The sequence below is a fragment of the Allobosea sp. GW821-FHT09G06 genome, assembly GCF_059416005.1.
In genome coordinates, this window is record NZ_JBWKOI010000003.1 from 447,179 (window position 1) to 467,183 (window position 20,005).

17 protein-coding genes are annotated in these 20,005 nt (G+C 66.7%); 11 read left to right on the top strand and 6 right to left on the bottom strand.

Going from position 1 to position 20,005, the window contains the following annotated elements; genetic code table 11:
* Both AC07NY_RS18360 and AC07NY_RS18365 read left to right on the top strand, forming a co-directional pair.
* Nucleotides 1-699 carry an ABC transporter ATP-binding protein gene (locus tag AC07NY_RS18360; protein WP_492283530.1) on the top strand — a complete coding sequence of 233 codons (699 nt, stop codon included), beginning with the start codon at nucleotides 1-3 and terminating at the stop codon, nucleotides 697-699.
* Nucleotides 700-753: 54 nt separating this feature from the next.
* Complete coding sequence (locus tag AC07NY_RS18365; RefSeq protein WP_494585028.1) at nucleotides 754-1,212, top strand: cupin domain-containing protein; 459 nt, start codon at nucleotides 754-756, stop codon at nucleotides 1,210-1,212.
* A 133-nt stretch (nucleotides 1,213-1,345) separates the two neighbouring features.
* Here AC07NY_RS18365 and AC07NY_RS18370 read toward each other — a convergent pair whose 3' ends face one another.
* Together AC07NY_RS18370 and AC07NY_RS18375 are read right to left on the bottom strand one after the other, a co-directional pair.
* Complete coding sequence (locus AC07NY_RS18370) at nucleotides 1,346-2,593, bottom strand: flavin-dependent oxidoreductase (RefSeq protein WP_492283528.1); 1,248 nt, start codon at nucleotides 2,591-2,593, stop codon at nucleotides 1,346-1,348.
* Nucleotides 2,594-2,685: 92 nt separating this feature from the next.
* Nucleotides 2,686-3,564, bottom strand: a complete 879-nt coding sequence (locus tag AC07NY_RS18375; RefSeq protein ID WP_492283527.1) for a LysR substrate-binding domain-containing protein — start codon at nucleotides 3,562-3,564, stop codon at nucleotides 2,686-2,688.
* Nucleotides 3,565-3,669: 105 nt separating this feature from the next.
* Between AC07NY_RS18375 and AC07NY_RS18380 the strand changes: the two genes are divergently transcribed.
* The 7 genes from AC07NY_RS18380 to AC07NY_RS18410 all read left to right on the top strand — a co-directional run bounded on the left by AC07NY_RS18380 (nucleotide 3,670) and on the right by AC07NY_RS18410 (nucleotide 12,409).
* On the top strand, nucleotides 3,670-4,815 hold the full coding sequence (locus AC07NY_RS18380; protein WP_494585029.1) for a 2-aminoethylphosphonate--pyruvate transaminase: 1,146 nt from the start codon (nucleotides 3,670-3,672) through the stop codon (nucleotides 4,813-4,815).
* A 17-nt stretch (nucleotides 4,816-4,832) separates the two neighbouring features.
* Nucleotides 4,833-6,080: a phosphonoacetate hydrolase gene (gene phnA / locus AC07NY_RS18385; RefSeq protein ID WP_494585141.1), complete on the top strand. Its 1,248-nt coding sequence runs from the start codon at nucleotides 4,833-4,835 to the stop codon at nucleotides 6,078-6,080.
* 1 nt (nucleotide 6,081) lies between these two features.
* The gene (gene phnY / locus AC07NY_RS18390; RefSeq protein ID WP_494585030.1) at nucleotides 6,082-7,533 is read left to right on the top strand and encodes a phosphonoacetaldehyde dehydrogenase; all 1,452 of its coding nucleotides are present in this window, start codon (nucleotides 6,082-6,084) and stop codon (nucleotides 7,531-7,533) included.
* A 106-nt stretch (nucleotides 7,534-7,639) separates the two neighbouring features.
* On the top strand, nucleotides 7,640-8,659 hold the full coding sequence (locus AC07NY_RS18395; protein WP_492283524.1) for a putative 2-aminoethylphosphonate ABC transporter substrate-binding protein: 1,020 nt from the start codon (nucleotides 7,640-7,642) through the stop codon (nucleotides 8,657-8,659).
* Between the two features lie 77 nt (nucleotides 8,660-8,736).
* The gene (locus tag AC07NY_RS18400; RefSeq protein ID WP_494585031.1) at nucleotides 8,737-9,882 is read left to right on the top strand and encodes a putative 2-aminoethylphosphonate ABC transporter ATP-binding protein; all 1,146 of its coding nucleotides are present in this window, start codon (nucleotides 8,737-8,739) and stop codon (nucleotides 9,880-9,882) included.
* The gene (locus tag AC07NY_RS18405) at nucleotides 9,879-11,594 is read left to right on the top strand and encodes a putative 2-aminoethylphosphonate ABC transporter permease subunit (protein ID WP_494585032.1); all 1,716 of its coding nucleotides are present in this window, start codon (nucleotides 9,879-9,881) and stop codon (nucleotides 11,592-11,594) included. The genes AC07NY_RS18400 and AC07NY_RS18405 overlap by 4 nt, the downstream gene beginning before the upstream one ends.
* Before the next feature lie 83 nt (nucleotides 11,595-11,677).
* Nucleotides 11,678-12,409: a metallophosphoesterase family protein gene (locus AC07NY_RS18410; RefSeq protein WP_494585033.1), complete on the top strand. Its 732-nt coding sequence runs from the start codon at nucleotides 11,678-11,680 to the stop codon at nucleotides 12,407-12,409.
* 5 nt (nucleotides 12,410-12,414) lie between these two features.
* Here AC07NY_RS18410 and AC07NY_RS18415 read toward each other — a convergent pair whose 3' ends face one another.
* Nucleotides 12,415-13,284, bottom strand: a complete 870-nt coding sequence (locus AC07NY_RS18415) for a LysR substrate-binding domain-containing protein (protein WP_494585034.1) — start codon at nucleotides 13,282-13,284, stop codon at nucleotides 12,415-12,417.
* A gap of 143 nt (nucleotides 13,285-13,427) precedes the next feature.
* On the opposite strand from AC07NY_RS18415, the gene pbfA reads away from it, so the two are divergent.
* Together pbfA and AC07NY_RS18425 are read left to right on the top strand one after the other, a co-directional pair.
* Nucleotides 13,428-14,789, top strand: coding sequence for a (R)-1-hydroxy-2-aminoethylphosphonate ammonia-lyase (gene pbfA / locus AC07NY_RS18420; protein ID WP_494585035.1), 1,362 nt, complete (start codon nucleotides 13,428-13,430; stop codon nucleotides 14,787-14,789).
* 7 nt (nucleotides 14,790-14,796) lie between these two features.
* Entirely contained in the window at nucleotides 14,797-15,810 is a 1,014-nt protein-coding gene (locus AC07NY_RS18425) for a 2-hydroxyacid dehydrogenase (protein ID WP_494585036.1), read from the top strand.
* A 2-nt stretch (nucleotides 15,811-15,812) separates the two neighbouring features.
* Here the strand turns inward: AC07NY_RS18425 and purU are convergent, their stop codons facing one another.
* The 3 genes from purU to AC07NY_RS18440 form a co-directional block, all read right to left on the bottom strand.
* A complete protein-coding gene (gene purU, locus AC07NY_RS18430) occupies nucleotides 15,813-16,718 on the bottom strand; it encodes a formyltetrahydrofolate deformylase (protein ID WP_494585037.1) in 906 nt (301 codons plus the stop codon).
* A gap of 13 nt (nucleotides 16,719-16,731) precedes the next feature.
* The gene (locus AC07NY_RS18435; protein WP_494585038.1) at nucleotides 16,732-19,152 is read right to left on the bottom strand and encodes a GcvT family protein; all 2,421 of its coding nucleotides are present in this window, start codon (nucleotides 19,150-19,152) and stop codon (nucleotides 16,732-16,734) included.
* Nucleotides 19,153-19,229: 77 nt separating this feature from the next.
* Nucleotides 19,230-19,997, bottom strand: coding sequence for a DeoR/GlpR family DNA-binding transcription regulator (locus AC07NY_RS18440; protein ID WP_494585039.1), 768 nt, complete (start codon nucleotides 19,995-19,997; stop codon nucleotides 19,230-19,232).
* Between the last annotated feature and the right edge of the window lie 8 nt (nucleotides 19,998-20,005).

Below are 20,005 nucleotides of genomic sequence, written 5' to 3' on the forward strand. Positions count from 1 at the left end.
ATGCTCAGCGTCGAAGGGCTCGATGCCGGCTATGGCGAGGCGCAGATCCTGTTCGGGGTCGATCTCACTGTGGGCGAGGGCGAGGTCGTGACCCTGCTCGGCCGCAACGGCATGGGCAAGACCACGACGGTGCGCTCGATCATGGGGCTTCTGCCGGCAAAGGCCGGGAAGATCGCCTTCGGCGGGCGCGACCTAACCGGCGCCGCGCCTTTCCGCATCGCGCAGGCCGGTATCGGCCTCGTGCCGGAAGGCCGCCAGATCTTCCCGACGCTTTCGGTCGAGGAGAACCTGATCGCCACAGCCGCCGACCGTTCCGGCAAGAAGCGCTGGGACCTCGGGCGCATCTACGCCTTCTTCCCGCGTCTCAAGGAAAGGCGCGAGAACCGCGGCAACCAGCTCTCCGGCGGCGAGCAGCAGATGCTGGCGATCGGCCGGGCGCTGATGACCAATCCCAAGCTGATCATCCTCGACGAAGCGACCGAGGGGCTCGCCCCCCTGATCCGCGAGGAGATCTGGAACTGTCTCACGGCGCTGAAGGCGGAAGGCGAATCGATCCTCGTCATCGACAAGAACGTCGATGCGCTGGTCCGGATCGCCGACCGCCATGTCGTGCTGGAGAAAGGCCGCGTCGTCTGGCGCGGCTCCAGCGCGGAACTGCGCAGCGACAGCGCCGTGAAGGATCGCTTCCTGCACTTTTGAGCAGGTCACGCCAACGCCATCCGGCCCGCGCCGGCAGATGAGGAGAGCAAGATCATGAAACCGCTGACCGCCGGCGTGACGCGCGCCAATGAAGGTCTCGACGGCATCTCCTGGAGCATTCTTGGCCAGACCTATGTGCCGAAGACGCTGACGGAGGAGAGTTTCTCCTGGCACGCGACCCTGCCGCCCGGCACCTTCGTGCCGCCGCATATCCATACGACGCAGGACGAGTTCATCTACATGCTGGAGGGCCGGCTCGACCTGCTGCTCGACGGGCAGGAGAACTTTGCCACCGCCGGCGACCTGATCAAGCTGCCGCGCAACATCCCGCACGGCCTGTTCAACAAGAGCGACGCGACGGTGAAGTGCCTGTTCTGGGTCTCGCCGACGGCCCGGCTTTACGACCTGTTCTGGGGCCTGCACTCGATGGCCGAGCAGAAGCCGGCCGATGTCGTCGCCCTCTCGGCCAAGCACGAGGTCGATTTCCTGCCGCCTCCGCCCGAAGGGGCGTGAGGGTCGGTAGGCGCTTCGCACTAATTTTACGCGAAAGCCGTCATTCTCGGGCGCTGCATGGCAGCGACCCGAGAAACTCGTGACGAGAGGGCTCTGGTTTCCGAGATGGTCGGGTCAAGCCCGACCATGACGCCTAACCCTTCTTCCCCGCCAATTGCTCGGCCGAGAACCCGGCCTTTCCGGCATAGGACTTCACGATCTGCTCGCGCTTGGCATAGCCCAGCACGCGCTCGACATCGTCGAAGCCTTGCGGGGCCAATGCCTCGACCGCGTCGATCACCCGCTCCGGCCCGCCGACACGGTTCATCGCGACCACCTCTGCCGTCGCCGGCAGGCGTTGCGCCTCATAGGCTGCCAGCGCCTGGCGCGGATGCTCGGCCTTGGCCAGCCAGTCGGCGAGGCAGCGCGCATCAAGGATCGCCTGCGAGGCGCCGTTGGAGCCGACCGGATACATCGGATGGGCGGCGTCGCCGAGCAGCGTCACGCGGCCATGGGTCCAGCGCGGCAGCGGGTCGCGGTCGCACATCGGATATTCCCAGAATGTCCCGGTGGCGCGGATCAGCGCGAGGATATCGACCTCCGGCACGCTGAAGCGCCTGGCGAAGGGCAGCACGTCCTCGAGACGGCCGGGCTTCGACCAGGCCTCCTTCGGCGGTGGCCGCTCGGGATCGCCGGTGCGGATATTGACGACCCAGTTGGTCAGCCGCGTCCTGGCGCTCGTGCCCTTGCCGATCGGATAGAGCACCAGCTTGCCGGCCATTCCGCCGGCGATGATCATGCTCTCGCCGTCGAGGAATGTCGGCCAGTCGCAGGCGCCGCGCCACATCTGCACGCCCTGCCAGCGTGGCGGACCCTGATTCGGGAAATAGCAGGCGCGCACGGCCGAATGGATGCCGTCGGCGCCGATCAGGATGTCGCCGCGCGCCGTCTCGCCGGCCTCGCCGAGGCGGGCATCGCTGAAATGCGCGGTAACGCCGCCCTCGTCCTGGATGAAGCCTTGCAGCCGGCGCCCGGTGCGGATCGCGTCCTCGCCCAGCCGCTCGGCGACCGCGTCGCGGATGATCTTCTGCAACCGGCCGCGATGGATCGAGAATTGCGGCACGGGCGCGCCGGCATGCAGGCCTCGCGGCTCACGCCAGACCGTCTGCCCGAACCGGTTCATGTAATGCAGTTCGCGCGTCCGGATGCCGACCGCGTCCAGCGCCGGCAGCAGGCCGAGATCGGCGAGCTCGCGGATGGCATGGGGCAGGGTGTTGATGCCGACGCCGACCTCGCGGATTTCGCTGGCCTGCTCGTAGACCGTCGCACCGATGCCGCGGGCATGGAGCATCAGCGCCAGGGTCAATCCACCAATGCCGCCGCCGACGATGATAACCCGCATCTGCCCGTCCCCTCAGGTCTTATATTTTAAGTTTGAAATATCTTTGTCCGGCTTGTCAATTTGCGCAAGGGGCAGGGATGGCAGCGTGTGCTTCAACGCGCCTCGATCACGTCCTGAACCATTTCGAAGAAGCTGCGCACGAGGGGCAGGCGCTGGCGCTCGGCCCGGCAGACGATGTACTCGCCGACATCGAAATCGGCGCCGGTGATGACGATGCGCTTCAGGCCGGTCTCCGGCTTGAACTCGGCCGCGAAGACGACGCCGATCCCGAAGCCGAAGGCGACGGCCTCGCGCACCGCCTCGCGCGACTGCACCTCCAGCAGGTTCGCCGGCTTGATCCCGGCGAGCGAGAGCCGGCTCTCGAAGACCTCGCGCGTGATCGAGCCGCGCTCGCGCAGCACGATGTCCTGGCCGGCGAAGGCCTCGATCGGGATCTGGTCGTGTCGCGCCAGCTCGTGCTGGTCCGAGACGAAGGCGACGAGATCGTCGGAGCGCAGCCGGACGCTGTGGATGCGCGGATCGGAATTGGCGCGCGCCGTGATCGCGACGTCTGCCGCGAAATCCATGATCTGGTCGACGACCTCGGAGGAGTTGCCGATCGTCAGCGAGAAGGTCAGGCCCGGATAGCGCTCGCGCATGCGGGCGAGCGCCGGCATGACATGGGTGGCGCTGTCGGCGGCGATCCGCAGATGGCCGCGCTGGAGCGTGCGGCTGCCGGCGAGCAGCGATTCCGCCTCGTCCTCCGCCGCGAACAATCTCGCCGTGACCACGAAGAGACTCTGCCCCAGCGGGGTCAGCTTCACCTGCCGCCCGGCGCGGTCGAACAGCCTGACGCCATAGGCATCTTCCAGCCCGCGCACCTGGGCGGAAAGGGTGGGCTGGCTGACATGGCGCGTCTTTGCGGCGCCGGTGAAGCTCTGCGCTTCGGCGACCGCATGGAAAGCCGCGAGGCCGGAATAGCTGATCGCCATACCTATAGATCCTATCTATGGATGATATGGAAACGATGTATTGGACCTATGTCAATCGCGGTCCTAGCGTCCGGGTCATCCGCCGCAACCTATCGCGAGACCATCATGGCCCAGGCCCGCCGCCCTGCCTCTTCCGAAACCGGTGATCCGCTCCTCCTGACCCCCGGCCCGCTGACCACCAGCAAGGCCATCAAGGAAGCGATGGTGCATGACTGGGGCTCGCGCGACGCGACCTTCGTCGGCATCAACAAGGCGGTTCTGGAGGAGCTGCCGAAGATCATCCATGGCGGCGAGGATTTCGTCACCGTGCCGATGCAGGGCTCCGGCACCTTCGCCGTCGAGGCGATGCTGACGACCTTCGTGCCGCGCGACGGCAAGATCCTCGTCCTAATTAACGGCGCCTATGGCCAGCGCGCCAAGCGCATCCTGGAGATCGCCGGCCGCGCCGTCGCCGTGCACGAGACCGCCGAGGACACGCCGCCCGATCTCGCCGAGGTCGATCGCATGCTGGTGGCCGACACCGCGATCACTCACATCTTCACGGTGCATTGCGAGACGACCAGCGGCATCCGCAATCCGGTCGAGGCGATCGCCGCGCTCGTCAAGCGCCACGGCCGCCGCCTGCTGGTCGACTCGATGAGCGCTTTCGGCGCCCTGCCGCTCGACAGCCGCGAGGTCTATTTCGACGCGGTCGCCGCCTCCTCGAACAAGTGCATCCAGGGCGTTCCCGGCCTCGGCTTCGTCATCGCCCGCAAGAGCGCATTGGCCGAGACCAAGGGTAACGCCACCACGCTGGTGCTCGACCTCCACGACCAGAACGCCGGCTTCGAGCGCACCGGCCAGTACCGTTTCACCCCGCCGATCCATGTCATCGTCGCCTTCCATGCGGCCTTGCAGGAATTCTGGGCCGAGGGCGGAGTCGCAGGCCGCGGCGAGCGCTATGCCGAGAACGCCCGCATCCTGATCGAGGGCATGGAAGGGCTCGGCTTCCGCACGCTGCTGCCGGCTGCCCGGCAGGCGCCGATCATCGTCACTTTCCACATGCCGGAGGACAAGAACTTCGTCTTCCAGCGCTTCTACGACGCGCTGAAGGATGCCGGCTACGTCATCTATCCCGGCAAGCTGACGGTCGCGGACAGCTTCCGCATTGGCTGCATCGGCGCCCTCGGTTCGCAGGACATGCGCGCCTTCGTCGCCACAGTGTCGGATGTCCTTGATGAAATGGGCGTCGGCCTGAAGTCGGCCGCGTGAGGAGCCCAGAGATGACAATGCACACGAAGATCGGCGCGGATGTCGTTGCGAACGGCCGCAATTATGCCCGCCCGCAGCGCCCGACGGTGGTGATCTGCATGGACGGCTCGGAGCCGGCCTATATCGAGGCCGCCAGTGCCAAGGGCCTGATGCCGAACCTCGACCGGATCATGAAGGCCGGCGCCAGCACCCATGCCTATTCGGTGATCCCGAGCTTCACCAACCCGAACAACCTCTCGATCATCACCGGCCGCCCGCCGGCCGTGCACGGCATCGCCGGCAACTTCTTCTATGACCGCGAGGCCAAGGAAGAGGTGATGATGAACGATGCCCGCTTCCTGCGGGCGCCGACCATCCTGGCCGAGTTCCAGAAGGCCGGCTTCAAGGTCGCGATGGTCACCGCCAAGGACAAGCTGCGCACCCTGCTCGGCAAGGGGCTCGACTTCGCTTCGGGCAGCGCTATCGCCTTCTCCTCGGAAAAGGCCGACAAGGCCAACAAGGCGGAGAACGGCATCGAGAACGTGCTCGATTTCGTCGGCATGCCGGTGCCGTCGGTCTACTCGGCCGATCTCTCGGAATTCGTCTTCGCCGCCGGCGTCAAGCTGCTGGAGAGCTTCAAGCCGGACCTGATGTATCTCTCGACCACCGACTATGTGCAGCACAAGGCCGGCCCCGGTTCGGAAATGGCGGATAGCTTCTACGCCATGTTCGATGCTTACGTCGGCAAGCTCGACGCGCTCGGCTGCACACTGGTCATCACCGCCGACCACGGCATGAACGACAAGCACCTCGCCAATGGCGAGCCCGATGTCGTCTATCTCCAGAGCCTCATGGACGAGTGGTACGGCAAGGGCACGATGCGCGTGATCCTGCCGATTACCGACCCCTATGTCGTCCATCACGGCGCGCTCGGCTCCTTCGCTACGGTCTATCTGCCCGATGGCGCCAGCCAGGAAGAGGTCGCTGCCCGCATCTCCGGGATCGAGGGCATCGCGCTGGCGGTGACCTCCGCTGAAGCATGCGAGCGCTTTGAACTGCCGGCCGACCGGATCGGCGATGTCGTGGTCGTCTCGACCCGCCAGAAGGTGATCGGCACCTCGCCCGACAGGCACGATCTCTCGGGCCTGACCGAGCCGCTGCGCTCGCATGGCGGCATCACCGAGCAGCGCGTGCCGATGATCGCCAACCGGCCGATCACGGTGCCGCAGGGCCGTACGCTCCGCAATTTCGACGTCTTCGACGTCGCCCTGAACCTGGTGAATTGAGATGAACGCGACGGTGAAGCCGCCGGTGCGGCGCGAGGCGATGCGCATCGCCGGCAAGCTGGTCACGACCGACGACATGGTCGAGGTCAAGAATCCCTACGATGGCAGCGTGGTCGGCCTGATCCCGGCGGCCCGGCCCGAGCATGTCCGCGAGGCCTTTGCCCAGGCGAAGGCGTTCAAGCCGAAGCTCTCGCGCTACGAGCGCCAGCAGATCCTGCAGAAGACGGCCGAGCTGCTGCGCGACCGCAAGGAGCTCTTCGCCAAGCTGATCACGGCGGAAGCGGGCCTGTGCTGGAAGGACTCGCTTTATGAGGCCAGCCGCGCCTACGATGTCTGGTCCTTCGCGGCGCAGCTCACCATCAAGGACGATGGCGAGATGTTCTCCTGCGACATCTCGCCGAACGGCAAGGCGCGCAAGATTTTCACGACGCGCCAGCCGCTGCTCGGCGTGATCTCGGCGATCACCCCGTTCAACCATCCGCTCAACATGGTCAGCCACAAGCTGGCCCCGGCAATCGCGACCAATAACCGGCTCGTGCTCAAGCCGACCGAGCTGACCCCGCTGACCGCGCTGGCGCTGGCCGACGTGCTCTACGAGGCCGGCCTGCCGCCGGAGATGCTCTCGGTCGTCACCGGCAATCCCTCGACCATGGGCGATGCGATGATCACCGATCCCGATGCGGATCTGGTGACCTTCACCGGCTCGGTCCGCGTCGGCAAGCACATCGCCGACAAGGCCGGCTACAAGCGCATCGTGCTGGAACTAGGCGGCAACGACCCGCTGATCGTCATGGAGGATGCCGATCTCGACAAGGCGGCGGAGCTCGCCGTCACCGGCGCGACCAAGAACTCGGGCCAGCGCTGCACGGCGGTGAAGCGCATCCTGGTGGTCGAGAGCGTCGCCGACGCCTTCTCCAAGCTCGTCGTCGAGAAGGCGAAGAAGCTGAAATGCGGCGACCCGATGGACCCGGAAACCGATGTCGGCTGCGTCATCAACGCCCGCTCGGCCTCGCTCTTCCAGGCCCGCGTCGACGACGCCGTAACGAAGGGAGCCGAGGTGCTCTACGGCAAGCGGGCGGAAGGGGCGCTGTTCCACCCGACCGTGGTCGACAATATCCCCTACACCTGCGAGCTGGTGCATGAGGAGACCTTCGGCCCGGTGATCCCGATCATCCGCGTGCCCGACGACATCGCCGAGGTGATCCGGATCTCGAACTCCACCGCCTATGGTCTCTCTTCCGGCATCTGCACCAACCGCTACGATTACATCCAGCGCTTTGTCGCCGATCTCGAGGTCGGCACGGTCAATCTCTGGGAAGTCCCGGGCTACCGGATCGAGATGTCCCCCTTCGGCGGCATCAAGGATTCCGGCCTCGGCTACAAGGAGGGCGTCGTCGAGGCCATGAAATCCTTCACCAACGTCAAGACGTGGTCGATGCCCTGGACCGCGTGAACAAGAAAAGCCAGCGCAGGCGGAGTGATCCGCCTGCGTTTTTGCATGTCAGGGGAAGAAACGTCGAAAGAGCGTTCAAACCGATCATAAAAGAGGGGATGAGAACATGAAGAACTGGCTTGCTTCCTGCGTCATCGGCGCCTTCGCGCTGGCGCTTCCGGGCGTCGCTCAGGCGCAGAAGACGAAGGTGACCGTCTACACCGCCCTGGAGAACGATCAGCTCGGACCGTTCAAGGCCTCGATCGAGAAGGCCGTGCCGGAGGCCGAGGTCGTCTGGGTGCGTGACTCGACCGGCGTCATCACCGCCCGCTTCCTCGCCGAGAAGGACAATCCCCGCGCCGACATGGTGATGGGCCTGGCAGCGTCGAGCCTCATGATGTTCGAGAAGGCCGGCCTGCTCGAAACCTACAAGCCCGCTGGCGCCGATGCGCTGAAGCCGGTCTTCCGCGACGACAAGGAGCCCTATACCTGGACCGGCATGGACGCCTATCTCGGCGTCGTCTGCTACAACACCGCCGAGGCCAAGGGCGTGGCCGTGCCCAGCTCCTGGAAGGACCTGCTGAACCCGGCCTTCAAGGGCAAGATCGTGATGCCGCATCCGGCTTCCTCGGGCACCGGCTATCTGATGGTCGCCGGCTGGCTGCAGAGCATGGGCGAGGCCGAGGGCTGGAAGTTCATGGACGGGCTGCACGAGAACATCGGCGCCTATCTCCATTCCGGCTCGGCGCCTTGCGTCCAGGCGGCGCGCGGCGAGCGCACCATCGGTCTGGCGCTCGACATGCGCGGCGCCTCCGAGAAGAGCAAGGGCGCGCCGATCGAGGTCGTGATCCCGAAGGAGGGCGTGGGCTGGGAGATGGAAGCCAGCGCCATCGTCAAGGGCTCCAAGAACCTCGCGCTCGCCAAGAAGATCGCCGACTGGTCGACGACCAAGGACGCCAACGAGCTCTACTCCAAGACCTATGCCATCGTCGCCGCGCCCGGCGTCGGTACCAAGCCGGCGAACTATCCCGCCAATGCCGAAGCCGGCATGATCAAGAACGACCTCGGCTGGATGGCCGACAACCGCGACCGCGTGCTCGCCGAATGGTCGAAGCGCTACGAGTCCAAGGCTGCGCCGAAGAACTGAGCCTCTGCCATGCCGCCGCCCGCGTGGGCGGCCGGCGGCATGGTCTGTGCAAGACGTTAAGAGAAGCCTCGCCGCTGATGCGGGGCGGGTCTCTGCCCGTTCAAATGAAGGCCGGCACGATGTCCAAGACTGCGATCTCCGCGACGACCCCATTCCTCTCGATCCGCCAGGTCGCCAAGAATTTCGGCGCGTTCAAGGCGCTGCGCGACATCAACCTGGACATCCATCGCGGCGAATTCGTCTGCTTTCTCGGCCCGTCCGGCTGCGGCAAGACCACGCTGCTGCGCGCGGTCGCCGGCCTCGACCTGCAGGATAGCGGCACCATCCATATGGGTGGGCGCGACGTCTCGTACGCCAGCCCGTCCGAGCGTGATTTCGGCATCGTCTTCCAGTCCTACGCGCTCTTTCCCAATCTAACGGTCGCCGACAATGTCGGCTACGGGCTGGTCAACCGCCGTCGTTCCCGCTCCGAGATCGCCAAACGCGTCGCCGAGCTCCTGACGCTCGTCGGCCTGCCGGAGCAGGGCAAGAAATATCCGGTCCAGCTTTCGGGCGGTCAGCAGCAGCGCGTAGCATTGGCGCGTGCGCTCGCCACCTCGCCGGAATTGCTGCTGCTGGACGAGCCGCTCTCGGCGCTCGACGCCAAGGTCCGTGTGCGCCTGCGCGACGAGATGCGCTCGCTGCAGCAGCGTCTCGGCGTGACCACGATCATGGTGACGCATGATCAGGAGGAGGCGCTCGCCATGGCCGACCGCATCGTGGTGATGCGCGACGGCGCCGTCGAGCAGGTCGGCTCGCCCGAGGAAATCTACCGCCGCCCGGCAACGCCGTTCGTCGCCGATTTCGTCGGGCACATGACCTTCATGGACGCGATCGTGACCGGGCCGGGCAAGGTCCGCGTCGACGAGCTCGATCTTATCGTCGCCAATGCTGCGCCCTTCGCCGCCGGCACGCCTGTGCGGCTGGCGATGCGCCCCGAGGAAGTCCGCACGCGTGGCATCGGCGAGGACACGCCGAACCGTTTCGAGGCGACGATCGGGGACCTCGCCTTCCTCGGCTCCTATTGCCGTGCGCATCTCCAGCCGACCAGCTCGCGCGCGACCCGGATCGCCGCCGATTTCTCGACCAATGCGATGCGCGATCTCGGCATCGTTCCGGGGCAGGTCCGCGCCGTCGCCTTTCCGCCCGAGGCGCTGCATGTCTTTGCAGGCGACGGACGATGAGCGATCTCGCACAGCCCCTGCCGATGACCGATACGCCTGTGAAAGTCTCGGCGCCGCGGATCAGCGAGCGCCATGTCGCGGGAGCCCTGATCCTGGCGCTCTGCGCGGTTCTGGTCCTGATCATCGCGCTGCCGCTCTGGGCGCTGCTCTCCAAGAGCCTGGAGAATACCGATGGCAAATTCGTCGGGCTTGCGAATTTCGTCAGCTACGCGACGACGCCCTCGCTGTTCTATTCGCTGCTCAACAGCCTCCTCGTCGCCGGCGTGACGACCGCGATCGTGGTGCCGCTCGCCTTCCTCTATGCCTATGCTTTGCGCCGCAGCTGCATCCCGGCCAAGGGCGCCTTCTATGCCGCGGCGATGGTGCCCGTCTTCGCGCCCTCGCTCCTGTCCGGCCTCGCGCTGATCTATCTCTTCGGCAACCAAGGCATGCTGAAATCCTGGATGATTGGCGCCTCGCTCTACGGCCCGGTCGGCATCATCGCCGCCGAGGTGCTCTATTGCTTCCCCCATGCGATGCTGATCCTCGTCACGGCGCTGGCGCTCTCGGACGGGCGCCTGCGCGAGGCGGCGGACGCGATGGGCACCTCGCGCTGGCGCATCTTCCACACGATCACCCTGCCGGGCGCGCGCTATGGCGTGATCAGCGCGACCTTCGTCGTCTTCACCCTGGTCATCACCGATTTCGGCATTCCCAAGGTCATCGGCGGGCAGTTCAGCGTGCTGGCGACCGATGCCTACCGGCAGGTCGTCGGCCAGCAGAATTTCCCGATGGGCGCTGTCGTCGGCATCATCCTGCTGGTGCCGGCCGTGCTCGCCTTCTTCGTCGACCGTGTCGTGCAGCGGCGCCAGAGCGCCATGCTTTCGGCCCGCGCCGTGCCTTACGTCGCCAAGCCGGACCGGCGCCGCGACCTCGCGCTGCTCGGCTTCGTCAGTCTGATCGCGCTCGCCATCGTCGGCCCTTACGCGGTCGCCTTCTGGGGCTCCTTCGTCAAATACTGGCCCTATAACCTCTCGCTGACGCTGGGCAATTACGACTTCTCCACGGTCGAGCCCGATGGCTGGGGGCCTTATCGCAACTCCCTGCTGCTGGCTTCACTGACGGCGGTGATCGGCACGGCGCTGATCTTCACTGGCGCCTATCTGATCGAGAAGGTGAAGCTGTTCCCGCGACTGCGCGCCTTCGCCCAATTCCTGGCGATGCTGCCGATGGCGGTGCCCGGCCTCGTGCTCGGCCTCGGCTATGTCTTCTTCTACAATGCCGGCTGGAACCCGCTCGGCTTCCTCTACGGGACGCTGGCGATCCTGGTGATCAACACGGTCGCGCATTTCTACACGGTCGGGCACATCACGGCGCTGACCAGCCTGAAGCAGCTCGACGGCGAGTTCGAGTCGGTCTCCGCCTCGCTCAAGGTGCCGTTCTGGTCAACCTTCCGCCGCGTGACGGCGCCGATCTGCCTGCCGGCGATCCTCGACATCGCGGTCTATGTCTTCGTCAATGCGCTGACCACGGTCTCCGCCGTGATCTTCCTCTACGGCGCCGACACGAAGCTCGCGTCGATAGCGATCGTCCATATGGACGAGGCCGGCGCCATGGCCTCCGCCGCCGGCATGGCGAGTGTCATCATGGTCACAGCCATTGCCGTGAAGCTCCTCCATGTCGGTCTCGACCAACTGGTCTTCGGCCGCCTGCAGCAATGGCGCCAGCGCTAGGCACGGGTTGCGGCAGCGGGCATTGCCCTGCCGCCGTGCCCCGCTAGGCTGCAGGACCGAACCACTGAGGATCGAGACCAGCCGTGCGCCTTGGAGTGATCGCCGATATCCATGGAAACCTGCTCGCGCTCGAAGCGGTGCTGGCCAGGCTCGACGGCCTATCCGTCGATCGCCTGATCAATCTGGGCGATTGCGCCTCCGGCCCGCTCTGGCCGGCCGAGGCGGTCGCCTTGCTGCGCTCGCGCGAGATCAGTCATGTCCGCGGCAATCACGACCGGGTGCTGGGCGCGGCCTCGGCCCTCGGGCTGGGTGAGTCCGACAGCTACGCCTGGCAGGCGCTCGATCCCGAGGCCCGCGCCTGGCTCGCCAGCCTGCCGGTCGAGATAACGGTCGAAGGCGCTCTCTGCTTCCACGCCACGCCGGACCATGACGAAACCTATCTGATGGAAGAGGTGCACGACGGCCACCTCGTGCCATCGCCGATCGCGGCGATCGAGCAGCGCCTGGCCGGACGTACGGCGCCGCTGATGCTCTGCGGGCACAGCCATTTGCCGCGCGTTGCAAGGCTTGCCTCCGGCACGATCGTGCTCAACCCCGGCAGCGTCGGGAACCCGGCCTATCGCGACACGAATCCGGCGCATGTCTCCGAGAGCGGCGTGCCGCATGCCCGTTTCGCGGTGGTCACGCTCGGCGCGGAGATCGCGATCGAGCATCATCTCGCCGTCTACGACTGGGCTCATGCGGCACGCCGCGCCGAGCAGAACGGGCGCGTCGACTGGGCGCATGCATTGCGGACGGGAACGGCGCTGCCCTAGCGCTGTTACCCGCGCAGGGACCGCGCCAGCGCGAAGAAGGCCTGGATCGCCTTGCTGTTGCGGCGCTCGTGCAGGCAGATCAGCTTCTCGTGCATCAGGAGCGGCGGCCCGTCGAGCGGGATGCGGACGAGCTGCGGATCGTCCTCGCCGAACTCGGCCGCCGAGACGAAGCCGATTCCGCCGCCCGCCGCCACGATGGCGCGCACCGCCTCGCGGCCTTCCGCTTCGACGGCGTAGCTCAGCGTAACACCCTGTTCCGTCGCCCGCTGCTCCAGCAATTGCCGCGTGCGCGAGCCGCGCTCGCGCATGACCAGCGGCCATGTCGCCAGCTCTTGCAATGAAAGTGCTGGACGCGCCGCCGCCGGATGGCCCTTCGCGGCAAAGGCGATGATCGACGAGACATTGAGCGGCAGCACCTCGAAAGGCCGCTCGTCGGCGAGTTCGCCGAGCACGCCGATCTCGGCATCGTAGCCGACCAGCGTCTCGACGATGCTGCCGGTATTACCCTGCGCGATCGAGACCTGGATGCCGGGATGGCGCTCGCGGAAGGCGGTCAGCACGTCGAGCACATGGTGCACGGAATCGGCGACGATCCTGAGCGCGCCCGTCCGTAGCGAGCGCTCCTCCTGCAAAAGCTCCAGCGCCTCGCCCTCGGCCCCGAACAGGCGATGCGTGACGGCGAGCAGCCTCTGGCCGGCCGGCGTCAGGACGACCTGGCGATGGCGGCGGCTGAACAGCGCGACGTCGTATTCCTCCTCCAGCTTGCGGACCTGATCCGAGATCGCCGGCTGGGTGAGGTTGAGTGCCAGCGCCGCCTTCGAGAAGCCGCCGGACAGCGCGACCTGATGGAAGGCCCGGAGCTGGACATGACGCATGGCGGACGAAGTCTCGAAAAGCCGATGAGGAATGATATCGCTGAAATTTATACTTGGATATGAAATAGCGATTTTTCAGATCGATCGCACGTAGGCAATGTGACCCTCGACAGCGCCTGACTGGCGCAAAGTGAGGCCTTGCCATGCGCGTCGAAACCTCCGCCATCGTCCATACCGAAGGCGAATCCAACACCTCCGCGGCGCGCAGCGACTGGTCGGCCGGGATCGGCGATGCCGGAACCCGTGAGTTGCTCGCGCGCGATTCCGCTGCCTTCCTGCACCAGAGCCTGTCGAGCCCTTGCCTCACCGCCATCGCCAAGGCGGAAGGCATCTGGATCGAGGACACGATGGGGCGCCGCTACATGGATTTCCATGGCAACAGCGTCCACCATATCGGCTACGGCCATCCGCGCCTGAAAGAGGCGATCAAGGCGCAAATCGACGATCTCTGCTTCGCGCCGCGCCGCTTCACCTGCGAGCCGGCGGTCGAGCTCGCCGAGACGCTCGGGCGGCTGGCGCCGGGTGATCTCGGCAAGGTGCTCTTCACCACCGGCGGCTCGGACGCGATCGAGGTGGCGCTCAGACTCGCCCGCGCCGCGACCGGCCGCTTCAAGACCCTATCTTTCTGGGATGCGTTTCATGGCGCCGGCTTCGGCGCTTCCAGCGTCGGCGGCGAGGCGACCTTCCGCTCCGGCATCGCGGGGCCGCTCCTGCCGGGCGCCGAGCATGTCGCGCCCTGGGGCACCCGCAACTGCGCCTATGGCCATGACAATCTGGAGGATTCGGCGCGCGCCTGCGCCCGCATGATCTCCTATGTGCTGGCGCGGGAAGGGGATATCGCCGCCGTCGTTGCCGAGCCGATGAGGGCGACGCCTTATCCGCCGGCGCCCGGTTTCTGGAAGAGCGTGCGCGAGGCCTGCGACCGGCACGGCACGCTCTTGATCTTCGACGAGATCCCGACCGGGCTCGGCAAGACCGGGCGCTTCTTCGCCCACGAGCACGATGATGTTCAGCCGGACATGGTCGTGCTCGGCAAGGCGCTGGGCGGCGGCATCCTGCCGATCGCCGCCGTGGTGGCGCGGCGCGATCTCGATGTCGCAGGCGGCTATGCCATCGGCCACTACACCCATGAGAAGAACCCGGTCACGACCCGCGCGGCGCTGACCACGATCAACATCATCCGCGAGGAGGGGCTGACCGAGCGCGCCGCCGAGCTCGGCGCCTATGCGATGGAGCGTCTTCGCCATTTCGGCGCAAGCTGCCCGGCCGTCGGTGACGTGCGCGGGCGCGGCCTGCTCTTCGGGGTCGAGCTGGTCGCGGATCGCGACGCCTGGACGCCGGACAATGCCTTGGCCGAGCGGGCCTATTATCGCTGCCTCGAAGCCGGACTCAGCTTCAAGATCAGCCAGGGCAATGTACTGACCCTGTCGCCACCGATGGTGATCGCGCGGGCCGATCTCGAACGAGCGCTCGGCATCGTCGAGCAGGCGATCTTGGCGGGCTGAGGGGACGATGATGAAGGCTGTCCGCACCGACCGGGAACTGGAATGTCCGGAGATCGACGCCGGGCTTCGCGCCCGCGGCGTCGACCTCGTCACGCTTCCCGACGGGATTTCGGAGGAGGCGCTGATGCGGGAACTCGCCGACGCCGACCTGCTGTTGATGTGCTACACGCCTGTCACCGCGCGAGTGATCGCGTCGGCGCCCCGGTTGAAGGGCATCGTCAAATATGGCGTCGGCATCGACGCGATCGACATTCCGGCTGCGATCGCGCGCGGTATCCCCGTCGTCAACGTGCCCGAATATGCCGAGGAGACAGTCGCGGAGGGCGCCTTCGCCCTGATGATCGCGCTGGCGAAGCGCCTGCCGGAGATCGGCGGCGCCATGCAGAGCGAGGGCTGGATCTGGCCCGCTGCGCGCTGGCTTGGCCGCGACATCGCCGGCGCGACGCTGGGCCTCGTCGGCACCGGCAAGATCGGCCGCAGCATGGCGCGGATGGCGGGGCAGGGATTCCGGGCGCGCGTCCTCGGCTATGATCCGCATGTCGATGCCGCTACCATGGCGGCGGCCGGGATCGAGAAGATCGACGACCTCCACGCGATGCTCCAGCAATGCGATCTGGTCTCGCTACACAGCGTCCTGAACGACGCGACACGCCACATTATCGGCCGGGCCGAACTCGCCTGCCTCAAGCCGAGTGCCATCCTGGTCAATGTCTCGCGTGGCGCGCTGATCGACGAGGCGGCGCTGGTCGAGGCGGTGCTGGCGGGGAGGCTCGGCGGCGTCGGGCTCGATGTTTACAGCCAGGAGCCGCTCGCCCGGCAGGGGCATCCGCTCAGCCCCCTGTTCGGCCGCGACGACGTCATCCTGTTCCCGCACCTCACCTTCTTCACGATGGAGGCGATGCGGCGGCTCTCGGACGACACGCTGGCGCGCTGCTTCGAGATCCTCGACGGCAAGCCGGTTCAGATCCGCTCGCGAGACCCGCGTCTGCGCGCGCAGACGCGGAACGTCGCCTTCGCCTGAACCTATCGGAAGATCACCGTGCGGCGGCCGGCCAGCATCACCCGACGCTCGATATGCAGCCGGAGCGCCCGCGCCAGCACCACCGCCTCGATATCGCGCCCGGCGCTAACGAGGTCGTCCGGCGCCAGCGAATGGTCGGCGCGGCCGACGTCCTGATCGATGATCGGGCCTTCATCGAGATCGGGCGTGACGTAATGCGCCGTCGCGCCGATCAGCTTCACGCCGCGATCATAGGCCTGGTGATAGGGCTTGGCGCCCTTGAAGCTCGGCAGGAAGGAGTGGTGGATATTGATCGCCCGCCCGTCGAGCGCCCGGCAGAGATCGTTCGACAAAACCTGCATGTAGCGCGCGAGCACGACCAGCGATGAATTCGTCTCGGCGACGATCTCCAGCAATCGCGCTTCCTGCTCCGCCTTGGTCGCGGGCGTGACCGGCAGGTAGTGGAACGGGATGCCGTAGCTCTTGGCCAGCGCCTCGAAATCGCGGTGGTTGGAGACGATCGCCGGGATTTCGATGTTGAGATTGCCGGTCGCCTGCCGGAACAGCAGGTCGTTCAGGCAATGGCCGAAGCGCGAGACCATCAGCAGGACGCGTGCCGGAGCGGCGGCGTCGATCGCGTCCCAATCCATGCGGAAGGTGCCTGCGACGCCGTCGAACTCGCGCCGGAAGGCGGCCTCGTCGAAACGCTCGCCGCTCGCGAAGGCGACGCGCATGAAGAAGCGGCCGTCGCGCGGATCGCTGAACTGCGCGCTTTCCAGGATGTTGCAGCCATGGCGGTAGAGCACGCCGCTGACGGCATGGACGATGCCCGGCCGGTCCTCGCAAGACAGCGTCAGGATGCGATCGGGCTTCTGCACCTTGAAGTCCCGCCCGAGGGCGGGGGCATGCGCGGAATGGGCCTCAGTCATGGTTTTCGTTTCTCTACTGTGGCTTGCGGTCGAGCGGCGCCGCGAGGCTGGCGCTGACCGGAACTTTGGTGCCGGCGAGGTCGATAGACCAGCTCCGTGCATCGAGCCAAGCCTGGTCGATCGGTTGATCGCTCGAGGCCCAGCCCAGCGCCACGATGCCATCGAGGCTCGCACCGAAACCGGCCGAGGTGATCTCGCCGACCGGCTTGCCATCCGCCAGGATCGCTTCGCCGCCCCAGGCCATTTGCCCGTTCGGGCGCGGCCCGACAAGAGCGATCAGCCGTTTCGTGCGTGGTGCGGCCTTGGCAGCAATGAGCGCCTCGCGGCCCAGGAAGTCGCCCTTGCCGAGCTTCACCGCGAAGCCGAGTCCGGCCTCGTATGGATTGACGTCCGGCGTTAGCTCGCGACCCCAGGCGCGAAAACCCTTCTCGATGCGCAGCGAGTCCACGGCGTAATAGCCGGCATCCACCAGTCCGAGATCGGCTCCGGCCTCATGCAGCGCGTCATAGATCGCGGCGGTGAACTCGACGGGCGCATAGAGCTCGAAGCCGTCGCCGAGATAGGAGCGGCGGCAGGCCCAGGTCGTGGCATAGCCGATCGTGATCTTGCGGATCGCATTGGCCGGGAAATCGGCGAGATCGAAGGAGGTTGGCGAGAGGCGGGCCAGAAGCTTGGGGACCTTCGGCCCGGCGAGCGAGAGCACGGCATAGGAGGAGGTCACGTCCGTCAGCGTCACGCCCTCGGGGAGCTGGCGCCTGATCCAATGCGCGTCGCGCGTCGCCTGGGCGGTGCCGGTGAGCAGGAGATAGGCGTCGGGCGCGATCCGTGCGGCTGTGAGATCGCTTTCGAACGTACCTCGGGCATTGAGCAGCGCCGTGTAGACGGAAGTGCCGACCGGCACGGCGACATCGTTGGCGGCGAGGCGCTGCAGGGCGGCCTCGGCCTGCGCCCCCTGGAGCAGGAACTTGGCGAAGCTCGACATGTCGACGAGCCCAGCCGCCTCGCGGCAAGCGCGATGCTCGGCCGCGACGGTCTCGAACCAGTTCTGCGGCCCGAAGGAATAGCCGATCGTGCGCTCGTCCTCGCTGCGGGCGAAATAGTTGGCGCGCTCCCAGCCCATCTTGGAGCCGAAGACGGCGCCCTTGGCGGCGAGGCGATCATAGAGTGGCGAGCGCCGGAAGGGGCGGGCGGTGTCGAGCTCGCGGTTCGGCCAGGGCATGGCGTAATGCAGGCCGAGCGTCTCCTTGACCCGGTCCTTCAACCAGGCCGGGTTGTTGTTGAAATCGGCGAAGCGGCGGATGTCGACCGGCCAGAGATCGCTCGTCGCCTCGCCCTCGACGATCCATTCGGCCAGCGCCCGCCCGGCGCCGCCGGCGGACGCAATGCCCATCGAGTTGAAGCCGGCGCCGACGTAGACGCCGGCCACCTCCGGCGCCTCGCCGAGCAGGAAATTGTTGTCCGGCGTGAAGCTTTCGGGGCCGTTGAGGAAGGTCTTGATTTCGGCGGTCTCCAGCGCCGGCACGCGCTCCAGCGCGTTTTCCATCAGGATGCCGAACTGATCCCAGTCGTCGGGCAGGAGCTGGAACTCGAACGGGTGGGGGATGCCGTCCATGCCCCAGGGCTTCGCATCCGGCTCGAACCCGCCCATGACGAGCCCGCCGACCTCCTCCTTGAAATAGATATAGCCGTCGGGATCGCGCATCACCGGCAGGTCCGGCGAGACGCCCGCGATCTTGCCGGTGACGATGTACATGTGCTCGGCCGAGTGCAGCGGCACCGAGACGCCGCACATCTGGCCGATCGTGCGCGACCACTGCCCGGCGCAGATGACCAGCATCTCGCATTCCACCCGGCCCTGATCGGTCTGCACCGCCTTGACCCGGCCTTTCTCGGTCTCGATGCCAGTGACGCGGATGCCCTCGCGCACGGTCGCGCCGCCGCTGCGGGCGCCGCGCGCCAGCGCCTGCGTGATGTCGGAGGGGTTCGCCTTGCCGTCGCCGGGCAGCCAGACGCCGCCGACGAGATCGTCGGTGCGCATCACCGGCCACTTGTCGCCGGCCTCTTGCGGGCTGAGTTCCTCGATCTCGACGCCCTGCGCGCGCGCTGCCGATATCGTGCGGCGTAACTGCGTCATGCGCTCCTCGGTGCGGGCGACCGAGACCGAGCCGCAGCGCTTCCAGCCGGTTGCGAGCCCGGTCTCGTTCTCCAGCGAGGCGTAAAGCTCCGTCGAATAGCGGATCAGGCGCGTCATGCTGGACTGGCTTCGGAGCTGTCCGACGAGGCCGGCCGCATGCCAGGTCGTGCCGGAGGAGAGGCGCCCCTGTTCCAGCAGCAGCACGTCGCGCCAGCCGAGCTTGGTCAGGTGATAAGCGACCGAGCAGCCGATGATGCCGCCGCCGATGATGACGACGCGGGATTGGGTGGGAATGGACATGAGCGCCTCCGCGATGGAAGGCAGCTTAACGGCGTGAATTCAGAAAACAACAAAAAACCACAAAAACAGTCAAATTATCAGGCGTGAATCCGAACCCCTCGCTCGGCCAGTTTCGCGGCGAGCGGCGCTGGCGGAGCGTGGTCGACCAGAAGCCCGGCGCAAGGCTTGTCGCCAGCGATGCGGCTGGGCAGGACGAGCCCGAACTTGCTGCTGTCGGCCATCAGGAAGCCTTGCTCGGCAGCATTTAGCAGGGCGGTCCGGGTCGCGGCGCCGGCACGGGTATAGTCGGTGAGATGTCCGTCCGGATCGACGCCGCCGACGCTGACGAAGGCGAAATCGGCCGAGAGCCGCGCGATCGCCCGCAGCGTCTCCGGGCCGGCGGTCGCATCCTCGTTGCGGTCGAATTCGCCGCCGATCAGGAAGACGCGGGCGCCGGCCAACCGGCTGACGAGCCGCGCATTCTCCAGCGAGGTCGTGTGCACGATCAGGCGCTTGCGGTCCGACCGGGCCAGGGCGCGTGCAAGCGCCTCGGTCGTCGTGCCGGAATCGAGCAGGATGGTCATGCCGTCGCCGATCAGCGAGACCGCGAGATCGGCGATCGCCTCCTTGCCGGCGCGGTTCACGGTGCGGCGGCTGGCGAAAGAGGCTTCCGAGCGTTCGTTGCGGATCGCGCCGCCATGAACGATGGCGAGCAGGCTGCCGGCCGACAACGCCTTGAGATCGCGCCGGACCGTCTCGCGCGAGACGTCGAGCGCCTGTGCCAGCTCCTCCACCGTGACGGAGCCCGTCTCGTCGAGCTTCGCCAGGATGGCGTTGTGCCGCCGCGCTGCGATATCGCGTGTCATGGCAGCGG